This window comes from Spirochaeta thermophila DSM 6578 (assembly GCF_000184345.1).
Taxonomy (GTDB): Bacteria; Spirochaetota; Spirochaetia; order Winmispirales; family Winmispiraceae; genus Winmispira; species Winmispira thermophila.
In genome coordinates this window covers 843,559-868,355 of the sequence record NC_017583.1, presented here as the reverse complement: position 1 = coordinate 868,355, position 24,797 = coordinate 843,559, and the positions used below count along the sequence as shown (strand labels likewise).

Below are 24,797 nucleotides of genomic sequence, written 5' to 3'. Positions count from 1 at the left end.
TCCTGTGGATGGCGGAGAAGATCCTGCAATCACAGAAAAGTACACACGTTCCATCGACATCTACGATCCCACGACGTGGGGACCTTTGAACGTCCACGACCCCGAACTATTCCAGGACGATGACGGCACCTTCTATGTGTTCTCCACCGATGCAAGCATTGGAAACACCTGGCAAGGAGGCGTCCAGGTCCGTCGATCGAAGGACCTCGTACACTGGGAATGCCTGCCTGAACCGGCCCTCGGCATGTGGGACGAGGAGATGAAGGAGTGGCTCGGATTCTCCTCTGATGCAGAGGCCTATACCTGGGCTCCCTCAGTGGTGAAACTCAACGGCCGCTACTACATGTACCACGGGGTCATCGTGGACGTCCCCGACAATGACAACCGACCCCGTGCCTGGATCGGTCTTGCCATAGCCGACACGCCTATCGGCCCGTATCTCCCGGCCGACGAGTATGATCCCTCCACCTATTCTTGTTCCACTGTGGTCCGCTACACCTTCACGAGGACTCCCGGAACGATCGACGAGGATTGCCTCAACGAGAGCGGAGGAGACTGGTCGAAAGGGTTCGGAGCCATTGACCCCGAGGTGGTCTTCGATGTGGAAGGGCACATGTGGCTCACCTATGGCTCATGGAAAGGGGGGATCGCCATACTCGAACTCGATCCCACTACCGGCATGCCGATCGACGGTTATCCTGCGGATACCATAGAAAACGGATACGGGACCCTGATCGCGGGTGGGAATGGAATAGCAATCGAAGGAGCGTGCATCTTTCAATATGGAGAGTACTACTATCTCTTCTACTCCCTGGGAGACCTCCTCTATGACTACAGTATACGGGTGGGACGTCGTCCGATCTCCGAAGGCATCGTAGGGCCATATTACGATTCCGAAGGAAGAGATCTCACCACACTCACCTGGGAGGAATCCCATAGATACGGGAACAAGATCCTTGGTGCTCATCAGTTTGAATGTCAATACGGCTGGAGGAATCCAGGAGGACAATCGCTCCTCATCACTCAGGATGGCAGGATCCTCATGGCCCACCATACGAGGACTACATTCAGAGAGAGCTGGTACTTCTATCTCCAGGTGAGACAAATCTACTTCACTGAAGACGGATGGCCGGTGGCCAATCCCAACGAATACGCCGGGGAAACCTTGAGAGAGATGAATCCTACGGAATTCGCAGGGACCTATAAAGTCATCCACACGAAAAGAGGAACCAGTTGGGGATTCGTTTCAACCTATGAAGGTACCCAGAGCTCCGACGAAGTGAATCTGGAAGATGCGATCGAGACGGTATCCGAGAATGTGACCTTTCACCCGGAGGGTACGATCTCAGGAGCCTACCAAGGCACCTGGTCGATCTCGAACCACTACCACATCACCATCCAGCTCGAGGACAACCAGGGGACCCTCCTCGGGACCTACAAGGGCATCGTGAGCGATGCCCTGGACTGGTCACGAATAGGTGATGTGGAGAGACACACTCTCACCTTCACTGCATTCTGCCCGGAAACGGGAGAATATTTCTTCGGCAACAAGGAGTAAGCCTATGAAAAACACTCAGCATCATCTACCTGCTATTCTGGGGACGCTCTTGATCCTTTTTCTCTCCTATTCCACAGGGTGTCGAATCCTACCGGAAGGCGAGGTGGACCCTACCCCCTGGGACAACCCCATCATACGAGACATCTATTCAGCGGATCCTGCAGCACTTGTCCATGGAGATACACTCTATCTTTACGTAGGGCATGATGAGGCCCCAGAAGGTGCAACCACGTATGTGATGAACGACTGGTACTGCTATTCCACGAAAGACATGATCCACTGGACCAATCACGGTCCGGTGCTCTCCGTCAGGGATTTCGCATGGGCAGATGGGAATGCCTGGGCGGGACAGGTGGTACACCGGAACGGCAAATTCTACTACTATGTGAGTGTGGCCCAGGCCTCCACAGGGGGTATGGCGATAGGGGTAGCGGTTTCGGACAGTCCGACCGGTCCCTTCACGGACGCCCTGGGAAGGGCGCTCATCACCTCCAGCATGACGAAGTTCTCCGGGCAACCGAGATGGAGCTGGGACGACATCGACCCCACTGTGCTCATCGATGACGACGGTCAGGCATACTTGTACTTCGGCAACACCTACCCCAAGTATGTGAAACTCAATGAAGACATGATCAGCTTCGACGAAGAGACGGGGATACAACCTCTTCTTCTCCCCTTCGTGGCAGGACTCCCCTTTACAGAGGCCCTGTGGATTCACAAATACAAAGGCAAGTACTACCTCTCGTGGGCTGCCGGATGGGAGGAACAGCTGGTGTACGCCACGAGTGACCATCCGACCGGCCCATGGAAACCTGGAGGGAAACTGATGACCCATGCGGAAAATTGCAATACGAGTCACCATGCGATCGTCGAGTTCAAGGGGAAGTGGTACATCTTCTATCACAACGGTACGCTTCCAGGCGGAGGATCCTACCGGAGATCAGTGTGCGCCGAATATCTCACCTACGACGAGGAGGGGAACATACCTCTTATCTCGCCCTCACCTTGAGGATTCCCACTAAGGTAAAAAAGTGGTACCATCCACTAAAGAGGGACGTCTCTCTGGGACGTCCCTCTCCTTCTCCCATGAGGTTGCCATATGGCATCAAAAGTGTTCTCTTTTATCCCCCCAGGTGGGATACCACATAGTCGGCCATGTCATCGATGAGGTCCATCTCTCGTGCCATCTGTAATATGGTGTACCGATGGGGCCGCAGTTCACTCGCTTGACGGATACTGTCATGGAGGAGATTCCCATCGATACCCAATTGTGCCGGCCTGATCTTCAACCCCGAGGACACGAGCAAGGCATGCACCTCCGAAGGAGAAGGAGGGACAAGGCCCAGATCCGAAACCAGATCTGGAAGGCGTGCGCTCATGAAGGCATAGCAGTGGGCGATACACAACGTAGCGACTCCTACGGCAGACCCATGGAAAAAGGGAGGCTCCACTCCCGCATCGAGGAGTCTGTACTCCCAGTAGTGCACGAGGTGGTGCTCCGAGCCGGAGGCAGGGCGGGAACTGCCCACGTATTCCATCGCAAGACCGGAAAGGACGAGCCCCTCCATGAGGGCAGTGACGTCCACACCCGTTGCCCCGTCTCCGGATCGAAGGGAGTCGAGCGCCGCGTCCACCGCCTGCTCCATGAGGGATGCTACTTCTGGACAGTAGTATTCCCCCTTCCTCCTGTGGGAGAGCCGCCAGTCCGTGAGGGCGGTCCTTTTTCCTATCATATCTCCCATTCCGGCCCGGATCAATTCCGCCGGTGCCTCCTGGAGCACCCTCCGGGACGCAAAGACAGCGAACGGCACATGAGCGGGGAAGGTCTGCTTCTTCCCGTTCACAAGGAGAGGGCTCACGGAAGATGCATAGCCGTCCATCGAGGGAGCAGTCGCCACCACCAGGTATGGGATGCCCAGCACGAACGACACGAACCGGCATATATCGTTGATAGTGCCGGAGCCCACGGCCACGATCATGCCCACCCCGGAATGTGCGGAAATCGTGAGCGCTCCTACGGCGTGCTCATCTGGATGAAGTCTCTTCCGACCCGGAAAGACAAACGATCGAACGGATCGCCCCAGGTGGCCTCTAAGTTCCTGGTATACCTCCTTCCCCTGTACCTCCCATGTGTACTCATCCGCCACGCACAGCACATCCCCTTCCAGATGTAGACCTTCCAGAAGAGAGAGAAGGTCCTCCTCACAGGATGCTTCACAGATACGCACGCTTTGCACCTTACTCTCATGCACCCTTCCACAGGCACAGCCCCCCCCTCCCATCGACCCACTCCTGGACACCGGATCCCCCATCCTCAAGTCACGCTCCCTTTTCCCCGGACGAGAAGTTCAGCGCCACGACGGATCTGGGAGGAAGGGCCGTCCGCACCACCCCTTCCTTCGAGACAACTCCTCCATCGAAGGGCCGAGGCACGACCCTGTCCGGATCTTCGAACGTATTGTGTGCATCGAGCGTGTCTGCGGTGAGTATATGCCCCTCCCGGTAAGCGACAGAGGTGCCCATGAACTCGCAGGTGAGTTCCACCTGTTTCTCGTGATGGAGATTGCACAAGGTAAGGTGGATCCTCCCTTTTTTCCTCGATGCGGACGCACTCACGAGAGGAATCGCCTCCTTTCCCATCCGGTACTCATCTCCCTCGTAACGGAGGGGAAGATGTTCCCCCTCCTGATGGGGAGCGTAAAGGTCGAAGACATGGTACGTGGGGGTATAGACCACCTTCTCTCCTTCCGTGAGAAAGAGGGCCTGGAGCACATTGGCGAGCTGGGCGAGATTCGCCATCCTCACCCTGTAGGCGTGACGGTTGAACACGTTGAGATGGATCCCCGCGACCAGGGCATCCCGGATGGTGTTCTGCTGATAGAGGAACGCGGGATGGGTGCCATCTTCCACCCGGTACCAGGTACCCCACTCGTCCACAATGAGCCCCACCCTTCGTTCCGGATCGTACCGGTCCATGATCGTGCCGTGCCGCACAATGAGCGTTTCCATAAAGAGTGCCTTTTTGAGGGTCTCGAACCACTCCTCCTCGGGAAAACCCGTTGCGGCCCCTTTCTCCTCCCAGGTTCCCGGCACGGTATAGTAGTGGAGGCTCAGCCCATCCATGAGGTGGCCCGCCTCTCTCATGAGCACCTCGGTCCACCGATAGTCGTCTACGTTCGCTCCCGAGGCGATCTTGTAAATCGGTTCCTCTCCGTAATCACGGACATAGGTCCGATACCGCCTGTAGAGATCGGCGTAGAACTCCGGACGCATATTGCCCCCGCACCCCCACGTCTCGTTCCCTATCCCCAGATAGGGGAGCCGCCAGGGTTTCTCACGCCCATTCTTCCTGCGCCACTCCGCCATCTCCGAATCACCACCAAAGGTCATGTACTCTATCCATTCCCCCATCTCCTGCACGGTCCCGCTTCCCACGTTGGCCGCCACGTAGGGCTCACACCCCAACAGCTCGCAGAGGTCGAGGAACTCATGCGTACCGAAGTGGTTCGTCTCGATCACCCTTCCCCAGTGGGTATTGATCCTCCTGGGCCGGTTCTCCCTCGGTCCCACCCCGTCTTTCCAGTGATACTCATCGGCAAAACATCCACCGGGCCACCGGAGCACGGGAATCCTTATCCTTCGCAGGGCCTCCACCACATCCTTTCGGTACCCTCTGATGTTGGGTATGGGAGAATCCTCCCCCACCCATATCCCTTCGTAGATACACCGTCCGAGATGTTCTGAGAAGTGCCCATAGATCTCTCGCGGGATCTTCCACGATGGCTCTGGATACACTATGACTCTATTCATCACGATTCCTCCTGAACCTGAGCACGTTCCATGACAGTCTGGGGAGGGTAACCGAAAAGACATCCGTTTTCATCGGTTCCACACGTTTCTCTCGACGGGGGTGCACCTTGTCCGGCTCCTCGAAGGTGTTGATCGCATGGAGATCAGGACCATCCAGGACTATATGCTCCGCGAAGGAAACCCCATCGAAGGACCGGAAATCCAGCTCCACCTTCACGGGGACATCCTGGGAGGTGTTGAGCACGAACACCGTGATGTCACCCGACGCCTCATCGTAGGTGGCGGCAGGATAGACCAAGGGGACCTCCTCATAGCTCCTCGTTCCATAGGTGGGAGCCTTCACGATGGGTTTGAGAGCCTCACCTCTCCCATACCTGGCAGCGAGCCGGAAAGGATGGTAGATGGTCTGCTTGATGGCCCTCCCCCCCCGTTCAGTATAGATGGGCGCGATCACATTCACAAGCTGAGCCAGACACGCCATCTTGACCCGATCGGCATTGTTTATCAATGTAGAGATCAGTCCCCCCACCACCAGCGCATCGAGCAACGAATATCTGTCCTCGAGGATGGGAGGTGCCGTCTCCCAGGGCATGAGTTTCAGCTTCTTCTGATACCACACATTCCATTCATCGAACGAGAGCATGAGCGACTTGGCGCTCCTCTTCTTCGCCTTCACGAAATCCGCTGTGGCCACCACCGCACGGATGAACCGATCCATATCCACGAAAGAAGCCAAGAAATCATCCACGTCTCCCTCGTTCTCGTAATAACGATGGAGGGAGATGTACTCCACATGATCGTAGAGGTATTCGAGAATCGTCCTGTCCCATTCCGGGAACGTGGGCATGAAGGAGGTGGAACTCCCACTCGCCACCAGCTTTATCTCCGGGTCCACCCATTTCATGATCTTCGCCGTCTCCAGGGCCTTCTTGCCGTAATCGTCTGCCTCGAGATGGCAGATCTGCCAAGGACCATCCATCTCGTTTCCCAGGCACCATACCTTGATCGAATGAGGATCCTTGTGTCCGTACTCGATCCTGAGATCGCTCCAGTACGTACCCGACGGGTGATTGCAGTACTCGATGAAGTACCCCGCCTCCTGAGGGGTACCGGTCCCGAGGTTGACGGCAGCCATCACATCCACACCCGCCTTGCGGGCCCAGTCAACGAACTCGTCTATGCCCACCTCGTTCGTCTCGATGGAACGCCAGGCGAGCTCCAACCTTCTGGGACGACGATCTCTCGGACCAATACCATCGGTCCAGTTGTAGCCGGAGGCGAAATTTCCTCCGGGATACCTCACGATGGTGACTCCCAGATCCTTCACCAGCTGAAGGACATCCTTCCTGAATCCCTGCTCATCGGCATCCGGGTGCCCCGGCTCATAGATCCCGGAATAGACTGCTCGTCCGAGGTGCTCGATGAACGAACCGTAGAGATACCGATCCACCTCTCCGATCACGAAATCACGATCGAGAATGATCTTCGCCTGTTGCATGATGCCTCCGAAATCAAAAATCTCTTGATAAATATATGGCTCCTCACGAGATGCACTTCATTCCCTCGTATCCGCAATAGGGATTTCCTCCCGTCCGCTACGAAGGAGAGACGCATCCCACGTGCCCGCGCACGCCTGTTCCCGTACCTTCCTGGAGCACAACCATCGTAGTGCACCTATGAGATCCACGCCCCGGGACCTCCTCTTTTGGGAAGGATCGAGATTGCCGCATATTCCTCTTCTCCTTGCCTCGGCATTACCCCCCCGGGGGGAAAAGCCTCCTTGCCAGAATTTTATCTATTTTCATGTTCAATATCAATCTATCGGATATATTACCCATATTATTATACCACCCTGGGCTGAGTGTCAAGGATATTTCACTCAGTATCAACTTTTTCGTAGAACACACACACCTTGCCATCTCTGAACGAGATCACTATTGTATGTGCATGAACAAGAGCACATCGCCGGACGCACTTCAAACTCTCCCCCTACTCCCCACCACCATCCTCCTCCCCGACGAGGGCGTCGACCTCCATCGCTGGGCCGTGATCGCCTGCGATCAGTTCACCTCCCAGCCCGAGTACTGGCGCGAGGTGGAGCGCATCGTCGGGGAGGCCCCCTCCACCCTCCACCTCGTCCTCCCCGAAGTCCACCTGGACGAACCCGACCTCGAGGCGCGCATCGCCCGTATCCACCACACCATGCGCACCTATCTGGACTCCCGCCTCCTCCGCCCCCTCCCTCCCGGCGCCGTCCTCACCCGCCGCACCACCCGCTACGGCCGCACCAGAACCGGCCTCCTCCTCGCCGTGGACCTGGAGGCCTACTCCTACCAGGACCCCGCCTCCGTCTCCATCATCCCCACCGAAGCCACCGTCCCCGAACGCATCCCACCCCGCCTCCGCATCCGCCGCGGCGCCCCCCTCGAACTCCCCCACACCCTCCTCCTCGTCGACGACCGCCATGCACCCCTCATCGCCCCCCTCGCCCCGCACCACACCCTCTACCACACCCCCCTCATGCTCGGAGGCGGCACCGTGGCCGGCGTCTTCATCCCCGAGGAAGACATCCTCCCCCACCTGGAACGCACCCTCCCCCTGCTCGCCGCGCAAGGCATCATCGCCGCAGTAGGAGACGGCAACCACTCGCTCGCCACGGCGAAAGCCCTGTGGGAAGAACACCTGCGTGCAGGCGCCCCCCCCACCCACCCCGCCCGGTACAGCCTCGTGGAAGTGGTGAGCATCCACGACCCCGGCCTCGCCATAGAACCCATACACCGCATCCTCTTCGACACCCCCCTCTCCGCCCTTCTCGACCACCTCACCCCCCACGCGACATCCCACCGCCCCGCTCCGCCCGACGACATCCCCACCCTCCTCGCGACACACCCCTCGTCCGCCATCCTCTATGACGGGACCAGCGCCCACCACCTCCTCCTCCCCCCCGGCACCCTCCCTGTGGAGACCCTCCAACCCCTCCTCGACACCTTCCTCTCACAGCACCCCGGCACCCGCATCGACTACACCCACGGCCTCGCCCACACCATGGACCTCGCACCCCGAGGCACCGCCATCCTCCTCCCCCCCATCCCCCGGGAAGCCATCTTCGAGGCACTCTCCCGCCGCACCGTACTCCCGAGAAAAAGCTTTTCACTTGGAGAACCAGAAGAGAAGCGCTACTACCTCGAGGCCCGCTGCATCCTGTGAACCCCGTACGGACCCCCCTCTCTCCTCCTCCGCTCGCCCGCAGGTACCACGAACCACGACAACAGGAACACCAGCAACCCCACACTCACGGCCACTCCTCTGAGGAGCGGGCGCACATCCCTCTCGGCCCCCTGGAAAAAGATCACCGCCCCCGGACTCACCGGATCCTGCGGCACAGGGAGCCCCAGCACATCGATCACCCCCTCCCCCTCACCCACCAGGAGGAGTCGGCGGGCCTCCTTGCGCACCTCCTCTCTCGAGGAGAGGAGCCGCACCTGTTCCTTGAGCCTGTTCTGGATGAAGGAGAGCTCACGGAGATTTTCCTCCATCGCCCCCACCGCACGGGACACCCGGGCGTACGACAGGAGCCCCTGGTTCCCGAAAAAGAGCGAGAGCGACAAGTAGAGCACAACCGATACCCATACGGAGACCCACACACGCCACATCATCACTTATCTTACGGTAGAAACCCGCAGAGACTTAACCTCGGAGCCGCATCCTGTGTTCCGCATTGACATTGCACACGCAGTGGCATACCATTATACTTAAATAGAGAGACCCTCATGCCGAAGATGAAAAAAACAGCTCCAGCACGGGAGAGTACATGACCGATCGGGACCGAGAAGATCTTCAGCCCTCAGACGACAACCTCGAAGAATACGGGGTCTGGGTAAAAGCCGGACCCGAGGACATCCCCGAAGACGCCTTCGATGGAGAGGAACTCGTCCTCCCCGAAGAGAGCGGCCTCACCGAAGAAGAAGAAGCCATCCTCTCCGAACTCGAGAACAGAGGCATAGAAGAAGGGACCGAATATCCCGAAATCGAAGGACTCTCCCTCGAAGGTGGAGCACCCGGGGAAGAGACATCGATCGAGGACCTCGAACCCCCCTTCGAAGAGCCCTCCGGGGCATCCCTCCCCGAACCCACAGTCGACGAAGACCTCCAGGCCTTTCCCTTCGAGGAGGAGACAGGTGAGACCACCTTGGAGGCCTTCCCCTCCGAGGAGACGGAAGAGGCACTCTTCGAAGAGGAAACACCCGCGCCCGAAGAACCCCCGGAGGAACCCGCCGGCGAGGAGACCCACGAACCCTCCCTCGAAGAAGAGACCGGTGAAGAAGCCACACCGCACGTGGACCTCGAGGAATTCGAGCTAGAAGAACTCGAGCCAGAAGAACCATCCTCCCACGAAGAGCAGACCTTCTCCGGCGATCTCGAGGCCGGAGACTTCCTCGAGATCGATCTGGGAGAGGAGGAGGTCGCACCTCCGGAAGAAATCAGCGAGGAGGCGGCAGTGGAGGAAATCCCCGTCTCCGACTTCCTCGCCGAAGAAGCCCTTTCCCCGGAGGAACCCCCGCAGCAAGAAGAGACCCCACCCTCACCGGAGGAGCAACCCTTCGGAGAGCTCCCGGAGGAATCGCTCTCCCTCGAGGAGATCCCCTCCCCTGAAGAGGAGACACCCCCCCTCTCCCTCGAAGAACTCCCGTCCGAATCATGGGGAGAGGAGTCTGCAGAGGGCGAAGGAGGAATCCGTGCTGGGGAAGAGGAGGACCTCTCCTCACTCGAGCTCGAATCTGATCTGGACCTCTCGGAGCTCCAGAAGGAATCCGTCGAAGCAGCGCCCTCCTTTCTCGAGGAACCCGGTGAGGAAGGGCACCCCGAGGAAGCCCCCTCCATGGAGGAAGCATCGGAGGAAGCGTCCATCTCCCTGGAGGAATCTCCCGTGGCAGAAGAGACCTACGAGGAGTTCGAACCCATCCTCCCGCCGGAAGAAGCCGCACCCGAGGAACCCATCGTGGGGACCGAATCTTTCGAGTCCGCGGAGCTTCCGGAGCTCCCTCCTGAAGAGGAGTTCAGCGACATCGCCGCGGTAGCCGAGGCCATGAGCGCCCCGCTGAGCGAGGAAGAAACACCGGAAACACCACCGGAGCCCCACACCATGGCTCCGCCTAAGGTCTCTCCCGAAGAGAATCTCCTGAACAGGATCGAGGAAGAACTCGCCACCATCAAACAGGAACTCGCATCCCTCAAGGCGGAACTCTCCTCCCTGAGGACCACCTCGCCTCCCGTCGTACCTGAGGGAGAAGAACCCTTCCCGGCTGCGGAGGAACCGCAGGTACAAGAGCGAGAGGAATACTCCTCCATGGAGGAAATCAGCGGACTCCAAGAGGGGGAGACCCCCGCCGAGGAGGAGGAGCTCGCCAGCCCCTCCGGAGGCGGATTCTTCGATGAAGAAGAGGAGGACGAGACCATCGCCCTCACCGGAGAGGAGCTGGAGAACATCCTCAACACCGCTGAGATCGAAGAGAAGGAAGAAGAGGGCCTCACCGAGGAAGAAGTGGAAGAGCCTCTCTCCATGGAAGAGGAAACACCGGAAACCGAGGACATCATAGAGGAGTACAACAAGGAACTCGAGGAATTCAGTACAGAACAGATCCCCGAGGTGGAAGAGGAGATCCCACTCCCCTCCGAGGAGGAACTCGAAGAGATCTCCCTCGAAGAACTCGAGATGGAGCCCTCCGAGGAAACAGAGGAGCAGGCCTTGGAAGAAGAGGAACCCCTGGGGACGGCCATCCCACCCGCAGTGGAGGAAATCTCACTCGAGGAACTCGAGGCCGCCCCCATGGAGGAGACGGCGCAGGAGAAGAGCGGGACAGAAGGACTCGAGGCCATACCTGAAGAAGAGATGGAGCTCGAGATCACAGGGGAACCCGAAGAAGCGGTGGCCTACGGGTCGTATGAAGGAATCATCCCGGAAGAGGAGCCCGAAACCCCGCCCGAGGAGGAACTCGAACTCAGCATCACACCTCGAGAAGAGACGGAAGAACCCGTCGAGGAACCCGAGGAACTCCAGCCCGAAGAGGACCTCCTCCAGGCCGCCGAACTCATAGAAATGGAGCCCTCACTTCCGGAAGAAGTGGACATGGAAGAAGTCTCCCGGGTGGCTGAGGAGGCCTTCCAGAAGGAAGAGAGCGAGCGGGGCGCGGGAGGAGAAGGAGCTAGCCTCCCCGACACTTTGAAGGAGGAACTGAAGGCGGTCCTCTCCTACATGGATCAACTCCTCGAGGCCCTACCCGAGGAAAAGATCCAGGAATTCGCTCGATCCCCCTATTTCGACACCTACAAACGACTCTTCGAAGAGCTCGGTCTGGAGTCGTAACCGATGGGACTGCTCCACAAGGTGCAGACACTCAAAGACCAACAGGGAGGTGGTGGACTCTACTCGAAGGCACGTGCCTACAGAGAAGAGGTGACACGGCCATCACCCCCCTCCCAAGACGAAAAAAAAAAGACGCCACAGACAGCTGGTCCAGACCACAGGGAACCCTCGTCTCCACGATTCCAAGACCAGCTGGAATACCTCATCCATACCCTCACCACCACTCCTGCATGCCTCCTCTACATTCACGAGACCTTCCGGGCGCTCCTGCGTATCCTCAATCCCGAGAAGGCTGTCTGGTACGCTCCTGACCTCGCCGGGACGCGGTACCTCCCCTGGATCGTCCGGGGAGAGGAAGAACCTCCCGAGCTCTCACGGGACGAAGTGGTGGACCTCCTCACCTCCACCGATTCCTCGGAGGGACGTCCCGTCCAGGAAAAGATCTTCCCGAAAGGTACACCCTCCCGTATCATCCTCCTCCCTTTCACGGAGCAGCGACTCTTCCTCCCCCTGAGTCTCGTGGTGATCGAGAAACCGAACAGCCCCTCTTCCCCTTCCGAAATCGGAACTCTCACCACCGTACTCAGGGAATTGGGCACACCACGCATCAGGGAGGTGCAACACCTCTTCCAGATCCTGGAAGAAGATCCTCCTCTCGCAGTCCGAAAGGAAGACTGCGAGGAGCGGATCGGATCGATACGTAAAGAACATCACGGACCAGTCTCCCTCGCCACCCTCTCCCTCGTACCCCTCCAACAGAAACTGGACCTGAGCGTGCAGGACCTCTTCTACAAGAGAACCACAGGGTGCATCACGGCACTCGTGAACCGGCTCCTCAAGGACAAAGGGAACATCCTCGCCATCCATCGCGAGCACCTCCTCCTGGAAATCACGGGAGAGGAGGTGGACGTGGAACTCGTGCTCCACCAGATATGGCACAGGCTCTGCCTCCAGATAGGAGGCGGACAGTGTACGGTGGCCCTTCAGGCACGCTGGGCCTCCCTCGCCGAAGGAGAGGAACCTCCCGAAGCACTCTATACCCGACTCTTTTCATGAACGTCCATGGCTGAGAGACCCCGCCTCCACTCCGCCTATGATCCCCGCAGGGAAGCACTCCGATTCATAGAGGCGCAGGAAGCCCTCAGGAGAGCACATCCCTCGTGCATACTCCTCCTCGGCGCCGGAGAGGGACATGTCTTCAAGGCCATCAAGGAACGTTTCCCCGACATCCCGGTGATCCGGATATTCTACGATCCAGAACCCGCCTCACAGGCTGAGGGGGCCGAACCCTTTTGGTATCCCGGCACTTCCGAGACAGTGGAGGGATTCCTCTCCCGGCACATCCATGACACCCTCGTCCCCGGCCTCGTGGTGCTGGAATGGCCCCCCTCCGCCAGGATATGGCCGGAAACCTCCCGCACCACAAGGGACCTGGTAGCACAGTTCGTCAGGGAGAGGACAGGCACCATCCTCACCTCCCTCCATTCGGGGAGACGGTGGCTCAGAAACCTGGTGCGGAACACCCTCATCTTCGACACCTACTATCTTCCCGACACTCCCCCACCCGAGATCCTCGTCGCAGCCTCCGGCCCCTCCCTCACCACCCTCCTCCCTTCCCTCACCCGCACCCCCTACCACCTCTGGGCCCTCCCCTCCTCCCTCGCCGCCCTCTCTGCCCACCGCATCCGCCCCCACGCCGCCGTCGCCACCGACGGCTCCCCCTACGCCCGCCTCCACCTCTCCCACCTCCCACCCGACACCCCCCTCTTCGCCCCCCTCACCGCCGCCCTCACCCCACACGCCAGACTCATCCCCCTCTCCCTCCACAGCCCCCTCGAACAGGCCCTCCTCTCCCTCCTCCCCCTCCCCCACATCCGCCTCGGCCCCCACGGCACCGTCGCCGGCACCGCCCTCCTCCTCGCCCTCTCCCTCGGCGCCACACGGATCCTCACGGCCGGCCTCGACCTCGCCATCCTTCCCCCTTGGCAACACGTGCGGCCTCACACCTTCGATCCCCTCATAGAGACCGCAGCCACCCGCACCACCCCCCTCCTCCACCTGCGGCACACCCCCATCCTCCTCCACACCCGTCCCATTCCCGGCACCCCCTGGCACACCACCGAATCCCTCACCACCTACGCCGGCTGGTTCGCCTCCCATCCCCCATCCCCCTCCCACACCCTCATCCGCATCAACCCATCCCCCCACCCCTTCCCACACTGGAAAACCACCCCCACCCTCCCCGAACCCACCACCACCCCCCACCCACTCCACCTCACCCCCCACCCCGCCCCACCACTCCCCACCCGCAGACGAGCCCTCGGAGGCCTCCTCCACCTCCTCGAAGAACGCACCCTCCTCGCCCCTGACGACCCCCGCTTCACGGAACTCGGTTTTCTCCTGGGCGGTCCTCCATTCAGACATCTCCTCACCCCGCCCGTCACCCTTGAGAAAACCCACACCTTCCGCGAGGCGGTCCGCACCTTCTTCGACACCCTCCGCCACACCTATGGACTCGACACATGAACACCACACTCGCCCGCAACCTACAGGTCCTCACCCCCAAAGACCCCTCCCTCGCCCGGCTCATCGCCCACACCTCACCACACCCCGGACTCACCCTCGCCCACACCCCCCACGGCGAGACCATTCCCGCCCTCACCACCCCCACAGGCATCCGGACCCTCCACTCACGCATCGATCCAGACCGGGAAGCCCAGCGCCTCATCAAAGCCCAGCGCCCCAAGGGATTCTGCATCGTCCTCGGACTCGGCGCAGGCTACCACCTCAAGATCCTCCTCCACACCCCCGAGGTACACCACATCCTCGTCCTCGAACACGACCCCTCCTTTCTCGCCGCCCTCCTCTCCCTCGTCGACCTCTCCGACATCCTCTCACATCCCCGCATCCACCTCCTCCTCGACCCCTCCCCGGACCTCCTCTCCCGGACCATAAGCCGCCTCTTCATCCCCTCCCTCGACCACACCTACACCATCATACCCCTCCGCTCCAGGACCCTCCTCGCCCCCACCGCATTCGACCACCTCCTCACCACCACCCGCACCATCCTCGACACCCTCAGCTCCGACCACGCCACCCAGACACGCTTCGGCACCACATGGATGCGCAACACCCTCCTCAACCTCCCTCACCTCATGCGAAACACCACCATCCCCCCCCTCCCCCCTCGCCTCGCCATCACCGGCGCAGGCCCCTCTCTCATCCACACCATACCCCTCCTCAGAAACCACCCCGTCCTCGCCTCGGACACGAGCCTCCCCGTACTCCTCCACCACGACATCACCCCCTTCCTCGTTACGAGCATCGACTGCCAGCCGTACACCCTCCTCCACTACGCAGGACTCCCCTCCACCCGCTACCCCGTACTCCTCGACCTCGCCGCCCCACCCCCGCTCGTGCGCACCCTCCCTGCACCACTCCTCGCCGCAGGCCCCCACCCTCTCCATCAGTACCTCGCCGCACACCTTCCCCTTCCCCACATCCCCTCCCACACCGGCAACGTGGCAGCCACCCTCACCCTCTTCGCCCTCTCCCACGGCGCCCGAGAGATCCTCCTCGCCGGCACCGACTTCGCCTACCCCCACCTCCTCCCCTACCCCCCCGGCACCTTCCTCTGGCCCTACCTCCTCTCACGCACCACCCACACGAGCCCCCTCCTTTCCGGCCTCCTCTCCCTCACTCTCCCCCGGATCCACGGCGATCACACTCCTCCCACGAGCCCCCTTCTCTCACACTACCGCACCACACTCCTCGCGCACCTCGAAAAGGCAGGTGGCACTGTCGTGGAATACCGACCTGGCACCTTTCACATCAGCGCCCCGGAGACACCACCCGAGACCATTCCCAGCCGACCGCCCACACTCGAAGATCTCTCCCGCACCATGACCACCTATCGGAACTCTCTCGAAGACCTCCCCCCCCTCGCCTCCCGCCTCCAGTTCGACACCCTCCCGGACGAGGCACGCGCCCTCTGGGCAACCCTGCTCCCCCTCCTCGCCTCGACACAACGCCGCACGCTCAGCGCCCCCCTCGAAGAAGCGAGCCGCCAGACCCTCACCACCGCCCTCCGCCTCCTGGACCACCTCTCTCTCACCACGCTGACATAGGCCCCTCTTCATGGTATAACCCCCTTCACACCCTCACGATCAGGAGACCTCATGGACCTCACCGCCACGACCATCTTCGTCCTCATAACCAGCCTCACCCCGGGACCGAACAACATAAGCAGCGCATCCATGGCGCTCTCACACGGATACCGGAACACCCTGCCCTATCTCCTGGGTATCAGCACAGGATTCTTCATCTTACTCACGATCGCCTCCCTTCTCTCCAGCCTCATCCTGCAACACCTCTCCTGGATCGAAGCCCCCATCTCTCTCCTCGGCGGGCTCTACATCCTATGGCTCGCCGTTCACATCCTGAAGGCCCAGTACGACGTGGAAACCGACCCCCACCCCCCGCTTGGCTTCCCCTCCGGACTCCTCCTCCAGTTCGTAAACCCAAAAGGCCTCATCTACGCCCTTACCCTCCACACCACCTTCCTGAGGAACCTCCCGAGGACCATCCCCTGGACCCTCACCTCATCCCTCCTCCTCGCCCTCATCACCTTCCTCTCGGTCTCCCTGTGGGCGTTGGGAGGAAGCGCCATCCGCACCCACATGAGCAACGAGCGGGTGAGACTCTCCCTCAACATCACCCTCGCCGTGCTCCTCGCCTACACCGCCCTCTCCCTCTGGATTCACGCCCTGCGATGAAGAGCCCGGACCCTCACCCCGGGGGGATGAAGAGTCCAGGTGCGATACGAGAGCATCTCTATCGTGGGAGTCTTCCCCGTCCCCTTCACCCCCCGCAGGACGAAGAGCGATCCTCAGGAGATGCTCGGATCGAGATCGCATACGGACTGCGCACCCCGGAAAGAGAAGACACTCAGACGGACACCCGGGTCAACGCATCCTCTTCATCTTTTTGTACTGTCGCACCATCCTCCCGAACGCCCTGTCCTTCCTGCGTCTCTCCTGCAACGTGGCTCCGAAGTGTTCCTGCTCTTTCCTCATCCTGAGGTAGTTCTCATAGGCGGCCCTCTCTATCTCACCACGCTCCACGGCCTCGCGCACAGCACAGCCGATCTCCTTCACGTGGGTACAATCCCTGAACCTGCATCCCCGGGCATAGGCCGTTATGGCACCGAAGGCCTCGTCCACTCCCTCCGCCGCGCAGGCGATCCCCACCTCCCTCATCCCCGGATTGTCGATGATCATGGCTCCACAGTCGAGCACGATCAACTCCCTGTGTGTGGTCACATGGGTCCCCTTCTTCGTATGCTCACTCACCGCCCCGGTCTTCATCCTTGCCCGGCAGGCGAGGTTGTTCACCAGCGTCGACTTCCCGACCCCGGACGAGCCGAGCATGCAGTACGTCTTGGTCCTCTTCAGGAGTCGCATCAGGTCCCCATACCCCCGACGTGTGGTGTTGCTTATCGCCACGAGGGGGATCTCCCCGAGACGCCTTCGTATGCGGTCAGTGGTTTCCTCCACCCGTGCGACGGGTACCGTATCCACCTTGGTCAACACGACGATCGGTTCCACGCCGGCAGCGCGACAGATGGCGAGGTACCGCTCGAGTCTGTTGGGATTGAAATCCCGGTCCACGGACTGGATGAGGAGTCCGTAATCGACATTCGCTGCGATCACCTGGATCGAGCCGGCGGCACCGGCTGCCTTCCTGGAGATGACCGAAAAGCGAGGAAAGACCCGGTGGATGATACCACCGTCCTCACCATAGACCTTCAGGGCCACCCAATCCCGCACCACAGGGAAGTCTTCCGGCCCCTGGGCCGAGAATCGGAGATTCCCTGCAACCTGAGCCGTCACCTCACCCTCTGTGGTTCCGACGAGGTACCAGTCCCTGTGTACCGAGATCACCCTGCCCACATCGGACCCCTCGAGTCCCTGTTCCCGCCTGAATCGATCGAGTTTCTCGTGGTATCCCAGATCGAAAAGGGTCATGTGGTCCTCCAACGGATGGGATCCCCCATTACACTCCCATCCCCTCGGGAAGTCAAGTGAAGCGTTAAAAGAAATACTTTGACATCTCATCAAAACCGGAGTAAAATGAAGTCGAACAAGGAGTAAGGAGGAGCATATCACCATGTCAAGATGTCGAGCTCCCCTCACAGAGTGGGGAGGAAAGAGCGTGACCTTATTCGGTTACCGTGGGTGAGGAGATGAAAGACTCACGCGAATTTTCCCGCATCCTCGTGGTGGAAGACGAACTCCTCGTCGGCCTCGCGATCAAGGACATGCTCAAGGAGGCGGGCTATCTCGCGGAAGGCCCGGTCGCCGCTCCAGAGGAGGTGCGGTCCCTCGTGGCAGCCCTCAAACCCCACGTGGTGATCATGGATCTCAACCTGGGCGGCCACTTCGAGGGGATCGACCTGGGCAGGGAGCTCATCCAGCAGGGAATTCCCGTCATCTTCATCACAGGGTATGCAAACGAGCCCATCCTCCAGAAGGTGAAGGCCCTCAGCCCCCGGGGACTCCTGATAAAGCCTCTCACCCCCCAACAGGTCCTCCACGCCGTGGAAGCGGTAAAAACCGGGATCTAGACGCTGCTTTCCTTGCACCGACCCCTCGAGGTCTGATAGACTAACGCTCTATGCGAGAAACACTATCTTCTGCTGAGACGAGTCCTCCCACAGAGGGACACACGAGGCCCCTCTTCTTCTCCATCATCATCCCGGCCTACAACGAGGAACGGTACATCGGGAATACCCTCACCCATCTCGCCCAAGCGGACTACCCACACGAGTACTTCGAGGTGCTCATCGTCGAAAACGGGTCCTCGGATCGCACGAGGGAGGTGGTGGAGCAGACAGCCCTCCCCCACTGGCACATCCTCCACGTGGCGCAGCACGGGGTCTCCCGGGCCAAGAACGCCGGGATCGAGGCCTGTGCGCCCGAGGCGGACTGGGTCATCTTTCTCGATGCAGACACCTACGCGCTCCCCGGCTTTCTCCGAGAACTCAACGACTTCCTCCTCGCGCACAGAGAGCACGACCTCACCTGCGGCATGGTGCGTCTGCGGCCGTATCCCGAGACTCTCAAGGCCAGAGCCTGGTACGCCTTCTACAACTTCGCCAACAGAGTCACACACACCACCCGCTCCATCCAGATCGTGCGGCGCGACATCCTCCGAGAGGTGCGGTTCGACGAAGCCCCCGCCTTCGGTGAGGACACGAGGCTCCTCTCAGCCTGCAAGAGGCGGGGCAGATACTTCTACCTTCCCACGGACAAGGTATTCTCGTCCACCCGGCGGTTCGAGAAGAGAGGATGGATGAGGCAACTCTTCACGTGGATCTACCTCCACTTCCTCCCCTATGAGCTCAAAAAACGTGCCTCCTATCCGGCCCTTCGCTAGAGAAACCTGAGGGCCAGCTCCATGAGCACGCCGGAAACCACCGACACAGTGAAGTTGTCGTCCACCTGACCGGGAAGGGCCTCGACCACCGCGGCACTCACCCCCCCTATGAGGAGCACGGGCAGGGGCAGGGCGCCGCTCACCCAGAGGAAGAATCCCACTCCCAACGCCGCCGCGAGGAAGCCGAGCGTGCCCTCGAGGGTCTTCGAGGAACGCCTGAAGAGTACGCGCCTGCCGAAATTGATCCCCACGATCTTGCCGAACATGTCCCCAAGGGCCACGAAACCCACCGCGGCGTAGGCCACGTACCGGTCGAAGAGCAGGAAGCACAGGAGGATCCCGAACAGGAAGGTGGTGATGGAGGAGATACGTCCTTCCTCTTTCTTCTTGAAGATCTTGAGATCCGTGGCGACCTCCATCTGGAGGCGGTCCTCCATCACGGGGATGAGGAGTCTGAGCAGGTCGAGGATGAAGAAGACCCCCAGGACCAGGCCGAGGAGCAGGTAGACGAGCCAGCGTCCCACGAGGAGATCGAGGGGAATGAAGACGAGGGCGAGGGGACGGGCGAGTACGCGCCAGGAGGTGCTCTTCTCCGGATAGAGGGCGATGCCATCGCGGGCGAGATTCTTCCCCGCCTCGAAGGTGATCGTACCCAAGAGCAGCCACACAACGGCGAGTGAAAGCAGGTCCTCCACATGGAGGGCGAGCCAGAAACCTGTCATGGGGAGTATGCTCACCGCAAAGAGGTCACCGCTCCCATGGGTGGCGAGCAGGAAGATGAGGGCGTAGATCCCTACAAAGGCAAAGAAGGCAACGGTCTCCATAGGGGGCACGGTGGTCACGAGGAGCATGGCAAAGAGGAAGAGGAAGAGCCCCACCGTGGCGGCGATACCCCGGCCTCCCTTGAACCCGAGATAGAAGGGGTACTTGTGGCCCAGTATGGCACAGAACCCCGAAAGATAGGCGAGCGGAAGGGGGAGGCGGAAGAGGCTATACGCCACATAGAGGGCGACGAGGGGCTTGGTGACGTCGTAGAGGGCGGTCACAATACCGTAGGCGAGTCCCATCGTGCGGGCGGCGTTCACCACGCCGGGATTTCCGTCACCCACCGTACGGATGTCCGTGCCCCTGAACCCGAGCGAGAGGAAATAGGCCGGAAGGAACGAGCCGAGGAGATAGCCCGTGAGGAGGGAGAGGAAGATACGGCCGGAGTAGAGAAGATCCATGGCAGACTCCTTGTGCGATCTCTCCACAAGTGGTACCCCGTATCCTGAGATCTGTCAAGAAAAAAGCCCTCCCGCACACGCGGGAGGGCACGAGATGTCCGAACGGGTATTCGGCTAGACGTGGATGGCCCAGCCCTGGGCCATGCGGGCCGCCTCCATGACCCCCTCCGAGAGGGTGGGATGGGCGTGTACCATGTGTGATATGTCGTCGAGGAGGAGCTCGCTCCGCTTCGCGAGGAGGAGCTCGTGGACGAGCTCGGTCGCCTCGGGTCCCACGATGAAGGCACCCAGGATCTCTTCAGTTTCCGGATCGTATACGAGCTTCACGAACCCGTCTACCTCTCCCACGGCCACCGCCTTGCCCACTCCCCTGAAGGGGAAGACCGCGGTCTTGTAGGAGAGACCCTTCTCCTTCGCCTCCTTCTCTGTGAGGCCGAAGCCGGCCACCTGGGGCTCGGTATACACCGCGGAGGGGATCTCCTCCTGGGGCAACACCTTCTCCTTGGGCCTGCCCGCCATGTGGAGCACCGCGATCTCGCCCTCCTTGGAAGCCACGTGGGCGAGCTGCGGCGTAGGCAGGATGTCGCCAATGGCGTACACCCCCTCCACCGCCGTCTGGTAGTAGTCGCCCACCTTCACGAATCCCCGCTCATCGAGCTGCACCCCTATCTCCTCGAGGCCGATGCCCCTGGTGTTGGGAGCCCGACCTATGGAGACGAGGAGCTTCTCCGCTTGAAGTTCTTGCCTGCCCGAAGCCCCTTCCACCGTGAGGACTACACCACTCTCAGTCTTCACAAGAGAGGTGGCCTTCGAGGAGGTGAGGATGGTGATCCCCCGCTTGGAAAAGTCCTTCACGAGCACCTCGACCACCTCGTGGTCCATGAAGGGCAGCACCTGATCGAGCATCTCCACCACCGTCACCTGTACGCCGAAGCTGCTGAAGACGTAGGCGAACTCCATCCCAATCGCTCCACCACCCAGGATGATGATGCGCGTCGGCAGTTCCTTGAGCATGAGGGCCCCGGTGGACGAGAGCACCACCAGCTCGTCGATCTCGAATCCGGGGATGCTCCGGGGCGAGGAGCCCGTGGCAACAAGGACGAACTTGCCGGTGTAGCGGGCATCACCCACACGCACGGTGTGGGGATCCTCCAGCACCCCTTCCCCTGTGATCACATCCACCTTGTTCTTCTTGAGGAGGTACTGCACCCCCTTGCTGAGCCTGTCCGCCACCTGTCGCGAGTAGGAGAAGACCTTCTCGTAGTCGAACCCGGAGGTATCCACCTTCACCCCGGTCCGGGAGAGGGTCTCCTGGGCCTGCCGGTAGAGGGTGGCCATGTGGATGAGGGCCTTCGAAGGAATGCACCCTATGTTGAGACACACACCGCCGAGCTTGTCCTTCTCCACCACTGCGGCCTTGAGGCCGAGCTGGGATGCCCGTATGGCAGCCACATACCCCCCGGGACCGCTTCCCAGGACCACGAGATCATATTGATAGGACATGGAACCTCCCGTGCATGAGTATTGTGTGTTCAAGATACTACGTGAATCCGGGAATAACAAGCACGAAAGAGCCGATTTATACAGAATATATACATATTTTCATATACATCACCAAATTATAAATATTTCTTGACTGATATCATAGATGAGGTATAATCATCGTATACCATCAATCCTATAGGAGGATCTATGGCGAACTACCAGGTCAGCAAGGAAATCGACGTGAGAGGTGAAGTGTGCCCCATCCCCGACGTGGAGGCGAAGCGGGCCGTGCAGTCAGCAAACGACGGGGAGATCATCCTCGTCCGCATCGACTATCCTCTCTCGAAAGAAAGGATCCCGGAAACAGTGAAGAAGCTGGGGAGCGAGGTGCTGGAAATCGAGGAAGCCGCCCCCGGTGAATGGAACATCTACATCAAAGTGAAGAAATAACCTAGGAGATACGTATGATCTGGACAGGACTTCTGGTCGGATTCCTCTTCGGGATAGTTCTCCAACGAGGGCGTATCTGCTTCAATTCCGCCTTCAGGGACGTGCTCCTCTTCAAGGACAACTATCTCTTCAAGCTCGCGGTATTCACTCTCGCCCTTGAAATGATACTCTTCGTCCTCCTTTCACAGGTGGGACTCATGCAGATGAACCCCAAGCCTCTCAACCTGGTGGGGAACATCATAGGAGGATTCGTCTTCGGCCTCGGCATGGTACTCGCAGGCGGGTGCGCCTCGGGCGTGACCTACCGCGTGGGTGAAGGACTCACCACCGCCTGGTTCGCCGCCCTCTTCTACGGCCTCGGCGCCTATGCCACCAAGAGCGGCGCATTCTCATGGTGGCTCTCCTGGGTGGGGCAGTTCAAGTCACCACTCTCCGTGGAAGAATCGGCCTACTATGTGAAAGGCGCAGGTCCCACCATCTCGAGCGTCCTCGGCCTGAACCCATGGATCCCCGCTTTGGTGATCGCAGCCCTCTTCATCTTGTGGGCGTTCGGCACGAAGACCACCTCCCGAGAGACGAAGTTCAACTGGAAGATCGCAAGCGTCTGTCTCGCCCTCGTCGCAGGCCTCGGGTTCATCACCAGCACCCTCTCCGGACGGAAGTACGGACTCGGGATCACCGGCGGATGGATCAACCTCTTCCAGGGTTTCCTCACCAACAGCCCCCTCAACTGGGAGGGACTCGAGATCGTGGGAATCATTCTGGGTGCAGGAGTGGCCGCCGCAGTGGCCGGCGAGTTCAAGCTGCGCATGCCGAAGAACCCTGTGACCTACCTCCAGGTGGGTATCGGCGGACTCCTCATGGGCATAGGGGCGGTCACCGCCGGAGGGTGTAACATCGGTCACTTCCTCACCGGTGTACCGCAGCTCGCACTCTCCTCCTGGCTCGCTTCCATCTTCTTCATCCTCGGCAACTGGACCATGGCATGGATCCTCTTCAGGAGGTAGGCGGGATGAAACTCACCATTCAGGTCATCGCTCCGCCGTACAGCTACGAGGACATGGACACAGCGATCCATATCGCCGAGGCTGCCCTGGAGAAAGGCCACGAGGTGACCATCTTCCTCTTCGCCGATGCCGTCCTCGCCACCTCGAAGCACGTGAAGCCCATGAAGATCGACAGGAACATTCCGATGAAGCTTCAGAATCTCATCCAGGAGAAGGGACTCGATGTGCAGATCTGCTCGCTCTGTATGGAGTATCGAGGGCTCAGGGTGGAGGATATCATAGAGGGCTCGTCTCCGTCGGGGCTTCCGGGTCTTGCAGAGCTCATCACCACGTCTGATCGTTTCATCAGTCTCAGTCCATAGGGGAGGAAAGCGATGAAGAAGATACTGTTCGTGGTGCATCATGCGCCGGTAGGAACCATATGGGTGAACGAGGCGTTCCGCACCGCCCTCGGCATGTACGCCGGTGACGACTTAGAACCCTCCGTGCTTCTCCTGGACAGGGCGGTGGCGGCGCTCAATGCAGCCCTTGCGCCGGACAAGGTGGGACTCCTCCCCTGCTCCCTCGCACAGAAGCAGCTCAACCGGTTCGGGACTCAGCTCTACGCAGTAAAAGAGGATCTCTCGGCATACCGAGTGGAGAATCTGGATGAGGGGTATCCCGTCACGTTGGTGAGCAAAGAGCATCTCTCAAAGCTCTTTCACGAACACAACTTCGTGATCTGGATGTGAGGAAAGGGGGAACACATGGCACTCATTCTGGTGAAACACGGACCGGAACACAAAGAAGATCAGGTCAAACTGGAGTGCGCCACTGAAGAAGACGTGGTGGTGCTCATCCAGGACGGGATCTACTGGGTGGTGCAGGGCGAGCCCGTCCCTACGAAAGGCTCTGTCTATGTATTGAAAGAGGATCTCGTAGCCAGAGGCTATGGAGAACACATTGCTCCCCGGTGTGTGGACTACGGCGGACTGGTCGACCTCATCTTCCAGCAGGGAAACATCATAAGCTAGGAGAAACGAAGTGATAAAGAAATACACGAACGATCACGAGTACATCGTAGTGGAAGGACCTAAAGGGAAGGTGGGTATCACCTCCGCAGGGGCCGAAGAACTGGGAGACCTGGTGGCCATCGAGCTTCCCGAAGCGGGACGCACATTGAAAAAAGGCGAGATCATCGCCACCGTGGAATCGGTGAAGGCGACCCAGGAGGTGAAGGCCCCCGTAAGCGGCACCATCGTGGAGATCAACGGAGCACTTCGGGAGAACCTCGAACTCCTCAGCAGCGACCCTGAGGGCGAGGGGTGGATCGCGGTACTCGAAATCGAAGACCCCAAGGAACTGGACGATCTTCTCGACGAGGATCCTCCCGTCTGATTCCTCTCTGCGGGGCCCAGAGGACGATTCAGGGCGGCCGGACGGCCGCCCCTCTTTCTTTCCAGTACATCTGAAGGGACCGT

Annotated in this window: 23 protein-coding genes; 16 read left to right on the top strand and 7 right to left on the bottom strand. The window is 60.0% G+C overall.

All coding sequences use genetic code 11. From position 1 onward, the window contains the following. The first annotated feature begins 4 nt into the window (after positions 1-4). Both SPITH_RS03845 and SPITH_RS03840 read left to right on the top strand, forming a co-directional pair. Positions 5-1,558, top strand: coding sequence for an arabinan endo-1,5-alpha-L-arabinosidase (locus SPITH_RS03845; protein ID WP_245523443.1), 1,554 nt, complete (start codon positions 5-7; stop codon positions 1,556-1,558). Next, a complete protein-coding gene (locus tag SPITH_RS03840) occupies positions 1,482-2,567 on the top strand; it encodes a glycoside hydrolase family 43 protein (RefSeq protein WP_342626130.1) in 1,086 nt (361 codons plus the stop codon). The genes SPITH_RS03845 and SPITH_RS03840 overlap by 77 nt, the downstream gene beginning before the upstream one ends. Before the next feature lie 112 nt (positions 2,568-2,679). Here SPITH_RS03840 and SPITH_RS03835 read toward each other — a convergent pair whose 3' ends face one another. From SPITH_RS03835 to arfA, 3 genes are all read right to left on the bottom strand, one after another. Continuing rightward, positions 2,680-3,786 carry a sn-glycerol-1-phosphate dehydrogenase gene (locus SPITH_RS03835; RefSeq protein ID WP_245523442.1) on the bottom strand — a complete coding sequence of 369 codons (1,107 nt, stop codon included), beginning with the start codon at positions 3,784-3,786 and terminating at the stop codon, positions 2,680-2,682. 91 nt (positions 3,787-3,877) lie between these two features. Beyond that, the gene (locus SPITH_RS03830; protein ID WP_014624404.1) at positions 3,878-5,368 is read right to left on the bottom strand and encodes an alpha-N-arabinofuranosidase; all 1,491 of its coding nucleotides are present in this window, start codon (positions 5,366-5,368) and stop codon (positions 3,878-3,880) included. Beyond that, positions 5,361-6,866, bottom strand: coding sequence for an arabinosylfuranosidase ArfA (arfA, locus tag SPITH_RS03825; RefSeq protein WP_014624403.1), 1,506 nt, complete (start codon positions 6,864-6,866; stop codon positions 5,361-5,363). Before arfA ends, SPITH_RS03830 begins: the two co-directional genes overlap by 8 nt. 449 nt (positions 6,867-7,315) lie before the next feature. Here arfA and SPITH_RS03820 point away from each other — a divergent pair, with 449 nt between their 5' ends. Next, positions 7,316-8,575 (top strand): DUF1015 family protein, encoded by a 1,260-nt coding sequence (locus SPITH_RS03820; protein ID WP_245523441.1) that lies wholly within the window; start codon positions 7,316-7,318, stop codon positions 8,573-8,575. Here SPITH_RS03820 and SPITH_RS03815 read toward each other — a convergent pair. Then, on the bottom strand, positions 8,548-9,024 hold the full coding sequence (locus tag SPITH_RS03815; protein WP_014624401.1) for an FtsB family cell division protein: 477 nt from the start codon (positions 9,022-9,024) through the stop codon (positions 8,548-8,550). The genes SPITH_RS03820 and SPITH_RS03815 overlap by 28 nt on opposite strands. A gap of 155 nt (positions 9,025-9,179) precedes the next feature. Here SPITH_RS03815 and SPITH_RS03810 point away from each other — a divergent pair, with 155 nt between their 5' ends. The 5 genes from SPITH_RS03810 to SPITH_RS03790 are packed head-to-tail and all read left to right on the top strand — an operon-like array spanning position 9,180 to position 16,507. Continuing rightward, a complete protein-coding gene (locus SPITH_RS03810) occupies positions 9,180-11,732 on the top strand; it encodes a hypothetical protein (protein WP_014624400.1) in 2,553 nt (850 codons plus the stop codon). Between the two features lie 3 nt (positions 11,733-11,735). Next, positions 11,736-12,788 (top strand): hypothetical protein, encoded by a 1,053-nt coding sequence (locus tag SPITH_RS03805; protein ID WP_014624399.1) that lies wholly within the window; start codon positions 11,736-11,738, stop codon positions 12,786-12,788. Positions 12,789-12,794: 6 nt separating this feature from the next. Then, positions 12,795-14,258 (top strand): 6-hydroxymethylpterin diphosphokinase MptE-like protein, encoded by a 1,464-nt coding sequence (locus tag SPITH_RS03800; protein WP_014624398.1) that lies wholly within the window; start codon positions 12,795-12,797, stop codon positions 14,256-14,258. Next, entirely contained in the window at positions 14,255-15,859 is a 1,605-nt protein-coding gene (locus SPITH_RS03795) for a 6-hydroxymethylpterin diphosphokinase MptE-like protein (RefSeq protein ID WP_014624397.1), read from the top strand. The genes SPITH_RS03800 and SPITH_RS03795 overlap by 4 nt, the downstream gene beginning before the upstream one ends. Positions 15,860-15,910: 51 nt before the next feature. Next, positions 15,911-16,507 carry a LysE family translocator gene (locus tag SPITH_RS03790; RefSeq protein WP_014624396.1) on the top strand — a complete coding sequence of 199 codons (597 nt, stop codon included), beginning with the start codon at positions 15,911-15,913 and terminating at the stop codon, positions 16,505-16,507. Positions 16,508-16,696: 189 nt separating this feature from the next. Here the strand turns inward: SPITH_RS03790 and rsgA are convergent, their stop codons facing one another. Next, positions 16,697-17,758: a ribosome small subunit-dependent GTPase A gene (gene rsgA / locus SPITH_RS03785; RefSeq protein WP_014624395.1), complete on the bottom strand. Its 1,062-nt coding sequence runs from the start codon at positions 17,756-17,758 to the stop codon at positions 16,697-16,699. Between the two features lie 218 nt (positions 17,759-17,976). On the opposite strand from rsgA, the gene SPITH_RS03780 reads away from it, so the two are divergent. Both SPITH_RS03780 and SPITH_RS03775 read left to right on the top strand, forming a co-directional pair. Then, positions 17,977-18,357, top strand: a complete 381-nt coding sequence (locus tag SPITH_RS03780) for a response regulator (protein ID WP_014624394.1) — start codon at positions 17,977-17,979, stop codon at positions 18,355-18,357. A 50-nt stretch (positions 18,358-18,407) separates the two neighbouring features. Beyond that, complete coding sequence (locus tag SPITH_RS03775; RefSeq protein WP_014624393.1) at positions 18,408-19,169, top strand: glycosyltransferase family 2 protein; 762 nt, start codon at positions 18,408-18,410, stop codon at positions 19,167-19,169. On the opposite strand, the gene SPITH_RS03770 is transcribed toward SPITH_RS03775, so the two are convergent. Together SPITH_RS03770 and lpdA are read right to left on the bottom strand one after the other, a co-directional pair. Continuing rightward, complete coding sequence (locus SPITH_RS03770; protein WP_014624392.1) at positions 19,166-20,395, bottom strand: glycerol-3-phosphate acyltransferase; 1,230 nt, start codon at positions 20,393-20,395, stop codon at positions 19,166-19,168. The two genes, SPITH_RS03775 and SPITH_RS03770, sit on opposite strands and share 4 nt — an antisense overlap. 114 nt (positions 20,396-20,509) lie before the next feature. Continuing rightward, positions 20,510-21,898: a dihydrolipoyl dehydrogenase gene (gene lpdA / locus SPITH_RS03765; RefSeq protein ID WP_014624391.1), complete on the bottom strand. Its 1,389-nt coding sequence runs from the start codon at positions 21,896-21,898 to the stop codon at positions 20,510-20,512. A gap of 189 nt (positions 21,899-22,087) precedes the next feature. On the opposite strand from lpdA, the gene SPITH_RS03760 reads away from it, so the two are divergent. From SPITH_RS03760 to SPITH_RS03735, 6 genes are read left to right on the top strand one after another with little or no spacing between them, the layout of a single operon-like run. After that, positions 22,088-22,330, top strand: a complete 243-nt coding sequence (locus SPITH_RS03760; RefSeq protein WP_014624390.1) for a sulfurtransferase TusA family protein — start codon at positions 22,088-22,090, stop codon at positions 22,328-22,330. Between the two features lie 14 nt (positions 22,331-22,344). After that, positions 22,345-23,337 (top strand): thiosulfate transporter TsuA, encoded by a 993-nt coding sequence (tsuA, locus tag SPITH_RS03755; RefSeq protein ID WP_014624389.1) that lies wholly within the window; start codon positions 22,345-22,347, stop codon positions 23,335-23,337. Between the two features lie 5 nt (positions 23,338-23,342). After that, complete coding sequence (locus tag SPITH_RS03750) at positions 23,343-23,699, top strand: DsrE/DsrF/TusD sulfur relay family protein (protein WP_014624388.1); 357 nt, start codon at positions 23,343-23,345, stop codon at positions 23,697-23,699. Between the two features lie 12 nt (positions 23,700-23,711). Continuing rightward, positions 23,712-24,068, top strand: coding sequence for a DsrE family protein (locus SPITH_RS03745; RefSeq protein ID WP_014624387.1), 357 nt, complete (start codon positions 23,712-23,714; stop codon positions 24,066-24,068). A 15-nt stretch (positions 24,069-24,083) separates the two neighbouring features. Then, positions 24,084-24,350, top strand: a complete 267-nt coding sequence (gene tusB / locus SPITH_RS03740) for a sulfurtransferase complex subunit TusB (protein ID WP_014624386.1) — start codon at positions 24,084-24,086, stop codon at positions 24,348-24,350. A 13-nt stretch (positions 24,351-24,363) separates the two neighbouring features. Continuing rightward, the gene (locus SPITH_RS03735) at positions 24,364-24,714 is read left to right on the top strand and encodes a glycine cleavage system protein GcvH (protein WP_041624164.1); all 351 of its coding nucleotides are present in this window, start codon (positions 24,364-24,366) and stop codon (positions 24,712-24,714) included. Positions 24,715-24,797: the final 83 nt, after the last annotated feature.

What these genes read in the sequence shown, in the direction of transcription:
- SPITH_RS03840 (WP_342626130.1), top strand. Translation starts at nt 1,482, where the DNA reads ATGTGGAGAGACACACTCTCACCTTCACTGCATTCTGCCCGGAAACGG.
- SPITH_RS03830 (WP_014624404.1), bottom strand. Translation starts at nt 5,368, where the DNA reads ATGAATAGAGTCATAGTGTATCCAGAGCCATCGTGGAAGATCCCGCGA.
- arfA (WP_014624403.1), bottom strand. Translation starts at nt 6,866, where the DNA reads ATGCAACAGGCGAAGATCATTCTCGATCGTGATTTCGTGATCGGAGAG.
- SPITH_RS03820 (WP_245523441.1), top strand. Translation starts at nt 7,316, where the DNA reads ATGAACAAGAGCACATCGCCGGACGCACTTCAAACTCTCCCCCTACTC.
- SPITH_RS03815 (WP_014624401.1), bottom strand. Translation starts at nt 9,024, where the DNA reads ATGATGTGGCGTGTGTGGGTCTCCGTATGGGTATCGGTTGTGCTCTAC.
- SPITH_RS03810 (WP_014624400.1), top strand. Translation starts at nt 9,180, where the DNA reads ATGACCGATCGGGACCGAGAAGATCTTCAGCCCTCAGACGACAACCTC.
- SPITH_RS03805 (WP_014624399.1), top strand. Translation starts at nt 11,736, where the DNA reads ATGGGACTGCTCCACAAGGTGCAGACACTCAAAGACCAACAGGGAGGT.
- SPITH_RS03800 (WP_014624398.1), top strand. Translation starts at nt 12,795, where the DNA reads ATGGCTGAGAGACCCCGCCTCCACTCCGCCTATGATCCCCGCAGGGAA.
- SPITH_RS03795 (WP_014624397.1), top strand. Translation starts at nt 14,255, where the DNA reads ATGAACACCACACTCGCCCGCAACCTACAGGTCCTCACCCCCAAAGAC.
- SPITH_RS03790 (WP_014624396.1), top strand. Translation starts at nt 15,911, where the DNA reads ATGGACCTCACCGCCACGACCATCTTCGTCCTCATAACCAGCCTCACC.
- rsgA (WP_014624395.1), bottom strand. Translation starts at nt 17,758, where the DNA reads ATGACCCTTTTCGATCTGGGATACCACGAGAAACTCGATCGATTCAGG.
- SPITH_RS03780 (WP_014624394.1), top strand. Translation starts at nt 17,977, where the DNA reads ATGAAAGACTCACGCGAATTTTCCCGCATCCTCGTGGTGGAAGACGAA.
- SPITH_RS03775 (WP_014624393.1), top strand. Translation starts at nt 18,408, where the DNA reads ATGCGAGAAACACTATCTTCTGCTGAGACGAGTCCTCCCACAGAGGGA.
- SPITH_RS03770 (WP_014624392.1), bottom strand. Translation starts at nt 20,395, where the DNA reads ATGGATCTTCTCTACTCCGGCCGTATCTTCCTCTCCCTCCTCACGGGC.
- lpdA (WP_014624391.1), bottom strand. Translation starts at nt 21,898, where the DNA reads ATGTCCTATCAATATGATCTCGTGGTCCTGGGAAGCGGTCCCGGGGGG.
- SPITH_RS03760 (WP_014624390.1), top strand. Translation starts at nt 22,088, where the DNA reads ATGGCGAACTACCAGGTCAGCAAGGAAATCGACGTGAGAGGTGAAGTG.
- tsuA (WP_014624389.1), top strand. Translation starts at nt 22,345, where the DNA reads ATGATCTGGACAGGACTTCTGGTCGGATTCCTCTTCGGGATAGTTCTC.
- SPITH_RS03750 (WP_014624388.1), top strand. Translation starts at nt 23,343, where the DNA reads ATGAAACTCACCATTCAGGTCATCGCTCCGCCGTACAGCTACGAGGAC.
- SPITH_RS03745 (WP_014624387.1), top strand. Translation starts at nt 23,712, where the DNA reads ATGAAGAAGATACTGTTCGTGGTGCATCATGCGCCGGTAGGAACCATA.
- tusB (WP_014624386.1), top strand. Translation starts at nt 24,084, where the DNA reads ATGGCACTCATTCTGGTGAAACACGGACCGGAACACAAAGAAGATCAG.